Source organism: Umezawaea sp., assembly GCF_057122925.1.
This window is the reverse complement of record NZ_DBNGPQ010000043.1, coordinates 121,645-129,880: the sequence shown is the minus strand read 5'-3', so window position 1 is coordinate 129,880 and position 8,236 is coordinate 121,645. Positions and strand designations below refer to the sequence as shown.

6 protein-coding genes are annotated in these 8,236 nt (G+C 72.7%); 2 read left to right on the top strand and 4 right to left on the bottom strand.

Going from position 1 to position 8,236, the window contains the following annotated elements:
* The first annotated feature begins 292 nt into the window (after positions 1-292).
* Positions 293-1,954, top strand: a complete 1,662-nt coding sequence (locus AC156L_RS08265) for an NPCBM/NEW2 domain-containing protein (RefSeq protein ID WP_330873944.1) — start codon at positions 293-295, stop codon at positions 1,952-1,954.
* Here the strand turns inward: AC156L_RS08265 and AC156L_RS08260 are convergent.
* A complete protein-coding gene (locus tag AC156L_RS08260; protein WP_330873943.1) occupies positions 1,941-3,311 on the bottom strand; it encodes an MATE family efflux transporter in 1,371 nt (456 codons plus the stop codon). The two genes, AC156L_RS08265 and AC156L_RS08260, sit on opposite strands and share 14 nt — an antisense overlap.
* A gap of 7 nt (positions 3,312-3,318) precedes the next feature.
* Complete coding sequence (locus AC156L_RS08255; RefSeq protein ID WP_330873942.1) at positions 3,319-4,323, bottom strand: phosphotransferase family protein; 1,005 nt, start codon at positions 4,321-4,323, stop codon at positions 3,319-3,321.
* Positions 4,324-4,495: 172 nt separating this feature from the next.
* Here AC156L_RS08255 and AC156L_RS08250 point away from each other — a divergent pair, with 172 nt between their 5' ends.
* The gene (locus AC156L_RS08250) at positions 4,496-6,130 is read left to right on the top strand and encodes a glycoside hydrolase family 13 protein (protein ID WP_330873941.1); all 1,635 of its coding nucleotides are present in this window, start codon (positions 4,496-4,498) and stop codon (positions 6,128-6,130) included.
* Here AC156L_RS08250 and AC156L_RS08245 read toward each other — a convergent pair.
* Both AC156L_RS08245 and lexA read right to left on the bottom strand, forming a co-directional pair.
* Positions 6,092-7,336, bottom strand: coding sequence for a DUF4032 domain-containing protein (locus tag AC156L_RS08245; RefSeq protein WP_330873940.1), 1,245 nt, complete (start codon positions 7,334-7,336; stop codon positions 6,092-6,094). The two genes, AC156L_RS08250 and AC156L_RS08245, sit on opposite strands and share 39 nt — an antisense overlap.
* A 162-nt stretch (positions 7,337-7,498) precedes the next feature.
* Positions 7,499-8,149 carry a transcriptional repressor LexA gene (gene lexA, locus AC156L_RS08240; RefSeq protein ID WP_330873939.1) on the bottom strand — a complete coding sequence of 217 codons (651 nt, stop codon included), beginning with the start codon at positions 8,147-8,149 and terminating at the stop codon, positions 7,499-7,501.
* Positions 8,150-8,236: the final 87 nt, after the last annotated feature.

Here is an 8,236-nt window from a genome sequence, read left to right as displayed (position 1 = left end):
GCGCACCCGCACAGACACCCCCGCCTGTCCGAGGACCGCACTCCCCGCGCGAACACAGCACCCGATCCGCACCCCACGAACCACCACGCCCGAACGCACACCCCGCACGGGCACCGCGCACCCCACGAAGGCACCGCCGCCTCACCGCGCACCCCTCCCGCCGGGAACGTTCCCACGACCACCACGGCCAGGAATCCCCCGATCCGCCCTTGACCGCCTCCTTCTGTTCGGGTCCGATGATTCTGATCGATTTTGTGATCAGTGTTGTTAGATTCCGAAGGATTGAGGCTGCATGAACCACGCGACGAAGCGTCGTACAGCACTCGGCTCCGCCCTGCTCGGACTGCTCACCGTGATCGGATCCGTCGTCGTCCCCAGCACCCCCGCCGCCGCGCTGGAGAACGGCCTGGCCCAGACACCCCCGATGGGCTTCAACAACTGGAACTCCACCCACTGCCGCGCCGACTTCAACGAGCAGATGGTCCGCGGCATCGCCGACCTGTTCGTCTCGCGCGGCCTCAAGGACGCCGGGTACACCTACGTCAACCTCGACGACTGCTGGGCCGAGCCGAACCGCGACGCGAGCGGGAACCTCGTGCCGAACCGGACCCGCTTCCCCAACGGCATCAAGGCGGTCGCCGACTACGTGCACGGCAAGGGCCTGAAGTTCGGCATCTACACCAGCGCGGGCACGAAGACCTGCGACGCTCAGGGGTTCCCCGGCGGCATCGGCCACGAGCAGCAGGACGCGAACCTCTTCGCCTCCTGGGGCGTCGACTACCTGAAGTACGACAACTGCGGCGACCACCTCGGCCAGAGCGCCCAGCAGCGGTACACGACCATGCGCGACGCCCTGCGCGCCACCGGCAGGCCCATCGTGTTCTCCATCTGCGAGTGGGGTTCGAACGCGCCGTGGGACTGGGCGCAGCCCGTCGGCAACCTCTGGCGCACCACGGGTGACATCGAGGACACCTGGGGCAGCATGCTGAACATCTTCAAGGCCAACGTGCAGCGGTCGACGGACTCGCAGCGCGGGGCCTGGAACGACCCGGACATGCTGGAGGTCGGCAACGGCGGCATGACCGACACCGAGTACCGCAGCCACTTCACGCTCTGGTCGATGATGAACGCCCCGCTGCTGATCGGCGCGGACCTGCGCGGCGCGAGCGAGGCGACGTACGCGATCCTCACCAACCGCGACGTGATCGCGCTCGACCAGGACGGCCTCGGCGTGCAGGCGACGGAGATCGCCGACGCGAACGGCCTGCACGTGCTGACCAAGCCGCTGGACGACGGCGACGTGGCCGTGGCGCTGTTCAACGAGAACGGCTCGACCGCGACGATCAGCACGACGGCCGCCGCCGCGGGTCTCGGCAACGCCACCTCCTACCGCCTGACCGACCTGTGGTCGAAGGCGGTCACCACGACGTCCGGCACCATCAGCGCGTCGGTCCCGGCGCACGGCACGGTGGTCTACCGAGTCAGCCGCGCGGGGGCGTTCGCCACGCCGCCGCCCGGCACGACGCAGGTGTCCGCGCTGTCGGCGAGCCTGGCCGCCAGCGCCTACGGGCCGGTGGAGGTCGACCGCAGCAACGGTGAACGGGCGGCGGGTGACGGCCGCACCCTGACCATCGGCGGCACGGCCTACGCGCGCGGGATCGGCGTGCACGCCCGCAGCGAGGTGCGCTACCACCTCGGCGGCCGGTGCACGAGCTTCCAGGCGTGGGTGGGGCTCGACGACGAGACCGGGGACAACGGCAGCGTGACGATGGAGGTGTGGGCCGGGGGCAGGCAGATCGCCACCAGCGGTGTGGTGCGCGGCACCGACGGGGCCAGGCGGATCACGGCCGACGTGACCGGTCAGCAGTACGTGCACCTCGCCGTCCTGCCCACTGTGGACGGTGCCAGGTACGACCACGCGGACTGGGCGGACGCCACCGTCACCTGCGCCTGACGCCACGGACGTCCGGGGGTGGCCGCCACGCCGCACGGCCACCCCCGAGCGCCCGCAGGATCGCCAGCGCCGCCGCGGCGGCCACGAGTTCGGCCACCGGGAAGCTGATCCACAGCCACCCGACGCCGAAGAGGCTGAACACGAGCAGGACCGGCACCCGCACCACGACGATCGACCCGGTCGAGAGCGCGTACGACGGGAGCGCGCGGCCGATCGCCTGGAAGTAGGCCGACACGAGGATCGCGATCCCCGCGAGGGGGTACGCGAGCGCCAGCACCCGCAGGGCGCCGGTGGCCGCGCCCCGCACGGCCGGGTCGTCGGTGAACACCGCCACCAGCGGTCCGGCGGCGACCAGGACCCCCGCGCACGCGAACGTTCCGCAGACCAGCGAGGCCCGCAGGGCGAGGGTGCGCGTCCGGTCGACCCGGTCGGTCAGGCCCAGCCCGGCGTTGTAGCCGATCAGCGGCTGCATCCCCTGGGAGATGCCGAGCTGCGGCATCAGCACGAACGTGCCGATGCGGGCGCAGATCGCGTAGGCGCCCATCAGCACCGGCCCGCCCAGGACCACCAGCAGGTTGTTGACGAGCGCGACGACCAGCGTGGAGCCGAAGCCGCCGAGGAAGGACGGCGCGCCCACGGCGACCAGCCGCCGCAGGGTGGGCCAGTGGGGGCGCAGGTCGGCGGCGGTGACGCGGTACGGGCGGTTCCGCTGGACGAAGAAGAACCACAGGCTCATGCCCATCGACACCGCCTGGCCGCCGACCGTGCCCAGCGCGGCCCCCCGCACGCCCAGGCCGAAGCCGAAGATCAGCACGGGGTCGAGCACGATCTGGCAGAGCACCGGGACGACCCACAGCATCGTGGAGAACCGCATCCGCCCCTCGGCGCGGACCAGGCTGGAGAACCCCGTCGCGGTGATCGCCCCCGCCAGGACGACCACCCCGTACTCGTGGGCGTACCCGCGGGTCTCGTCCGTCGCGCCGAGCAGCGTCAGCAGCGGGTCGAGGAACACCAGGCCCGCCACCGTGATCACGAGCGCCGTCGCCCAGTACACGACGAACGCCGTGCCGGTCGCCCGCGCGGCCTGCCGGAGGTCGCCGCGCCCGAGGCTGCGGGACACCAGCGACGCGCCGCCCACGCCGACGGTCGTCGTGACCGCGCCGAGGACCATCAGGACGGGCGCGACCAGGTTGACCGCGGCGAACGCGAGGGCACCCACGCCGCGGGACACGAACCAGGCGTTCGTCAGGGCGTAGATCCCGTAGGTGGCGACGGAGATCGTCGACTGGAACGAGGAGCTCCACAGCAGGCGCCCGATCGGCCGCGTGCCGAGCGCGGCGGCCTGGTCGCCGGTCAACCGGCCGTCACCGCCGGACGCCGAACGTCTCCACCAGCGCGTCCAGCTGGGCGCGGGAGAAGTCGTACTGCGACGGGTCGGTGTGCCCGCGGTACACGGTCTCGACGACCATGACCAGCAGCAGGTGCAGCGTGTAGAGCTTGCGCCGCGTCAGCTCGGCGGGGGTCGACGGCGCCCAGCCGTACCCGCGGACGAAGCTCGCGGAGTCGCCGGGGAAGCTCTCCAGGCTGTCCGCGGCGAACCCGCCCTCCATCAGCGGGTCGCCGTAGAGCGCGCGCTCGTGGTCGATGATGCCCACCAGCGCGCCGTCGCGGACGATGGCGTTGCCGTCCCACAGGTCCCACTCGACGAAGACGGGCTCGGTCACCTCGTCGAGGCTGTCGGCGCGGTCCGCGACGATCTTCCGGAAGACGGCGTAGTCCCAGCCGAGGTCGACGGCCCGCCGCTCGCCGTCGCGCAGCACGTCCTCGACGATCCCCGTGAACACCCGCCGCCACGTCGCCCCCGGTTCCCCGGTCCCCAGCAGCGGGCCGAAGTGGTCGCCCGGCACGGTGTTCAGCTCGCGGTTGGCCACCCCGATGGCCTCCCAGTAGGCGTCCCGCTCCTCCTCGGTCAGGGTCTCCCCGATGACGCCGAAGTTGTCGCCGTCGACGAACTCCATGAAGAAGTACTCCGCGTCGCACAGCTCGCGGCTGTCGTCGTGGAAGTGCACGGCGGGCACCGGGACACCGGTGCGCTCGCGGACGAGGGCCAGCGCGGCCACCTCCGTGCGCATCAGGTCGCGCTCGTAGGTCATCACCTCGACGCCCCGCGGCGGAGCGATCTTGAGCACCACGCGCTCACCGTCGCGCAGGCGGATCCGGTAGGCCACGTTGAACCAGCCGTTGGTCAGCTCCTCGGCCCAGTCGTCGCCCTCGGGCGCCCGGTCCTCGCCGTAGGCCCGCGCGACCATGGCGCGCAGCACGGCGGTGGACTGCCGGTTCTTGGTGATGCTCTCGGTGACGGCGCCCATGTCGGTGCTCCTTCGAAACCGCGGCCGGGAGGGCCGGTCCGCCGACGAACCTACCGCGAACGTGGGAGCGCTTCCACACCGTTGTCGCACGCGGTGCCGACGAGCGCGGAGCCGCGCGCCGGCGCACCATCGAGGACGGCCGGGTCTGACGGGAAGAGGGGCGGGGCACGAGGTGGCTCAGCGGGAGTGGTGGCGCAGCGCGGTGATCTACCAGGTCTACATCCGCAGCTTCGCCGACGGTGACGGCGACGGGCTCGGCGACATCACCGGGCTCCGCTCCCGGCTGGACCACATCGCCGACCTCGGGGCGGACGCGCTCTGGATCAACCCGTGGTACCCGTCGCCGATGGTCGACGCGGGGTACGACGTGAGCGACTACCGGGCCGTCGAACCCCGGTTCGGCACGCTCGCCGACGCCGAGCACCTGATCGCCGAGGCGCACGACCGCGGCCTGCGGGTGCTGCTGGACATCGTCCCGAACCACACCTCCTCCGAGCACCCGTGGTTCCGCGAAGCCCTCGCGGCCGGTCCCGGCTCGCCCGCCCGCGACCGCTACCTGTTCCGCCGCGGCCGGGACGACCTGCCGCCGAACGACTGGCGCAGCGTGTTCGGCGGCCCGGCGTGGACGAGGGTCGCCGACGGCGACTGGTACCTGCACCTGTTCGACCCCGCCCAGCCCGACCTCGACTGGGAGCACCCGGAGGTGCGGGCCGACTTCGCCGACACGCTGCGGTTCTGGTTCGACCGCGGCGTCGACGGGTTCCGCATCGACGTGGCCCACTCGCTGATCAAGGAGCCGGGACTGCCCGACGTCGGCGAGCAGCGCTACCCGCCGAGCCGGGTCGAGGTGGAGGGGCAGCTCGTCCGCGCACCGTGGACCGCGCACCCGCACTGGGACCGCGACGAGGTGCACGAGGTGTACCGGGAGTGGCGCGCGCTGGCGGAGGAGTACGACCCGCCGCGGATCTTCGTCGCCGAGGCGTGGGTCGACGAGCCCGAACGGCTCTCGCGGTACCTGCGGCCCGACGAGCTGCACACGGCGTTCAACTTCGACTACCTCACGACCCCGTGGCGGGCGGCTGACCTGCGCCGCACCATCGAGGAGACCCTGGAGGAGCACGCCGCCGTGGGCGCGCCGCCGACCTGGGTGCTGTCCAACCACGACGTGGCCAGGCACGTGTCGCGCTACGCCCGGCTGGAGCAGGTCGCGGGCAGGGGCGTCGGCGGGTCGGCCGCCGACCTCGCGCTCGGCCTCCGCCGGGCCCGCGCCGCCGTGCTGCTCACGCTGGCGCTGCCCGGCGGCGCGTACCTCTACCAGGGCGAGGAACTGGGGCTGCCCGAGGTGGAGGACCTGCCGGTCGAGGCGTTGCAGGACCCCACCTGGCAGCGGTCCGGCCACACCGACCGGGGCCGTGACGGCTGCCGCGTGCCGCTGCCGTGGTCGGGCGTCGCTCCCCCGTACGGCTTCGGTCCCGGACCCGCGACGTGGCTGCCGCAGCCCGCCGACTGGGGCCCGCTGTCGGTGGCCGCGCAGACCGGCGACCCCGCGTCGACGCTGGAGCTGTACCGGACGGCGCTGGGGCTGCGCCGCGCCACCGGGGCGCTCGGCGACGGCTCGCTCCGGTTCCGCGACGACCTCGGGCCCGACGTCCTCGCGTTCGACCGCGCCCCCGGCTTCACCTGCGTCGTCAACACCGGCACCGAACCGGTCCCGCTGCCCGCCGGAGGACGGGTCCTGCTGGCCAGCACCGTCCCGGCGCCGACCGACCTACTCCCCGGCGACGCCGCCGTCTGGATCGTCGAGTAGCTCGCCGCGCACGGTCTCGGTCCCGTCGCCGTCCACGGTCTCCAGGTACGAGCGGACGGCGGCGGTGGTGCCGATGTCGCGGCCCGCCCGCTCGGACTCCAGCCACCGGTGCTCCAGCACCTCGTGGAAGATCTCCGCCGGTGCCCGCCGCCCCGTCGGGTCGGGCGGGATCGCGTCCACCACCGGCCGGTACACCTCGTTGAGCCAGTGGTGGCCCGCCGTGGTCTCGGCGACCGGCCTGCCGTCGCGCTGCTCCAGGTACGCCCGGAAGGACCGGAGGTCGTTGAGCAGCCGCCGCGCCTGCCCCTCCTGCACCTCCAGCCCGGTCAGCCGGAACAGCTCCCGCCGGTGCTGACCGGGTTCGGCCACCCGGATGTCCACCCGCAGCCGAGCACCGTCCGGCGAGGTCACCAGTTCGACCTCGCCCACGTCGAAACCCAGGTCGTTCAACCGCCGCAGCCGCTCGGCCACCCGGTAGCGCTGCTCGTCGAGGCGGAACACGTCCTCGTGCGTCACCTCGTCCCACAGGTCCGCGTACCGCGCGGGCAGCGCCTCGGCCACCTCGATCGGGTCGATCCCGGCGGGCAGCAGACCGCCCGCGCTGAGGTCCATCAGCTCTCCGGCCACCTTCTCGGCGGCCAGGTCCACGTCGTACTCGCGCCGCGCGGTCGACAGGCTCGGGTGGCGTTCCGCGGTCTCGGCGTCGACCAGGTAGGCCGCCAGGTTGCCCGCGTCCAGCCGGAACAGCGTGTTCGACAGCGAGCAGTCACCCCAGTAGATCCCCGCCAGGTGCAACCGGACGAGCAGCTCCACCAGCGGGTCCAGCAGCCGCTCGACGGAGTGCTCCAGCCGGGGGCTGGAGAACAGGTACCGGTAGGACATCGAGTACTCCAGGTACCGCGTCACCAGGATCGCCTGCTGACCGCCCGGCCGGTCCACGCACAACCCGAGCACCGAGACCGACGGCAGCCCGTCCTCCTCGAACCCGGTCAGCAGCGAGTACTCCCGGCGCGCCAGGGCCTCCGATATCTCCTTCAGCGCGTACACGGCACCGTCGCTCGCGACGAACCGCACCACGTGCCGCGAGATCCCCCGCTGCGGCACCTCCAGCAGCAGGCTCGGGTCCCACTCCTCCAGCGGCTGCTCCCACGGCAGGGCGAGCAGGCCCGCGGCGTCGCCCGCGGGCGGGCGGAACAGGTAGCGCATCGGCCGCTCCAGGTCGTGACCACCGAACCGCGTCCCGCACACAGTGCGCCATCGGCGGCTTGGAGTCCAGGACCACCGCCCGGTGCTCGGCCCGGTCCGGGCCGAGGCCCGCGCTCATGCCGCTGCCCGCCTGCCGCCGGTCACCACGTCCAGGCCGCGGCGTCAGACGCTGCGCAGCACCGAGGCGACGACGCCGAGCACGACCGCCTCGTCACCGTCGAGCACGGGGTAGGCCGGGTTGCGCGGTTCGAGGTACACGTGGCCGCCGCGGCGCCGGTACACCTTCACCGTGGCCTCGTCGTCGATCATCGCGGCGACGATCTGGCCCGAGTGGGCCTCGGACTGCTGGCGCACCACGACGATGTCGCCGTCGCAGATCGCCGCGTCGACCATCGAGTCGCCGCGCACGCGCAGACCGAACACGGTGCCGCGCCCGGTGATCCCGCGCGGCAGCGACAGCACGTCGTCGACGTGCTCCTCCGCCGCGATCGGGCTGCCCGCGGCGATGTGGCCGACCACGGGAACGGACACGGAGTCGTCCGAGCCGCCGCGCTCCGGCTCCTTCAGGAACGCGCGCACGTCGATCGGCCGGGACACCGACTCGCCGCGGCGGAGGAAACCCTTGTCCTCCAGGCTCGCCAGGTGCTTCGACACCGACGAGGACGACCGCAGCCCGACCGCCTCGCCGATCTGCCTGCTGCTCGGCGAGTACCCGTGCCGCACCGACCAGTCCCGGATCGCGACGAGTATCCGCTGCTGGCGCTCGGGCAGGGCGGAGGCGTCGAGGTCGTCGAACTCGTCGTAGGCGGTCACGCGGCGAATGGTAGAGGTCGACTCCGACGGTCACGGCACCGGTGGGCGCGGGAAACGGCTGAACCACGCCCTTTTGTCCCCCGATGG